Below are 545 nucleotides of genomic sequence, written 5' to 3'. Positions count from 1 at the left end.
TTTTTTTTCCTTCGATTAAATGTTCAGGCCTTCACCGTGTCCTATCCATTACGATAGGCGTTTGGCTACTATGCCTTCTGCTGACTTCCAACAACCCCTGAACAAATTACTTTATTCAGTGCTTCCTGGCTTTGCTGTGGGTGCTGCTGTTTTTGCTCGCATCATTTGCAGCGAATGATGCGCCAAGAGTTGATTAACCAGCCTCTTATCTGGTATTTTCCGCAGCGAAGCGAAGGACGCAGGCATGTTGGATCTCCCCGGATAAGAGCATGAACCTTCGTTGCACAACTGCATCATTTACGGTGGCCGTTAGATCACATGGCTTCGATGTCTTGTGCCATCTCGCCTCCAGCCTACGCCTCATATGATGTTCTTGTTCATCAGCTCGCAACGTTGTTAGCGGCTTCCTCCAGACCACGCCTTACGGATAGGCCCTTGCCATTCACTCGTAGTTAGCCTTTAATCGTTTAAGATTGATTAAAAGGTGATCTTCCTACAGGGGACTTTCACCCCATAAGTTCAATGCCCATGCCGGGCGTACACAA

At 48.1% G+C, this 545-nt stretch carries 1 protein-coding gene; it reads right to left on the bottom strand.

The genetic code is table 11. The annotated features are described in order from the left end of the window. Positions 1-111: 111 nt before the first annotated feature. Positions 112-246 (bottom strand): hypothetical protein, encoded by a 135-nt coding sequence (locus tag KCG35_RS26810; RefSeq protein WP_255562042.1) that lies wholly within the window; start codon positions 244-246, stop codon positions 112-114. Positions 247-545: the final 299 nt, after the last annotated feature.

This window comes from Zooshikella harenae (genome assembly GCF_018837975.1).
Classification (GTDB): Bacteria; Pseudomonadota; Gammaproteobacteria; order Pseudomonadales; family Zooshikellaceae; genus Zooshikella; species Zooshikella harenae.
Note: the sequence above shows the minus strand (reverse complement) of the source record. Positions and strands in the feature narration are given on the sequence as shown.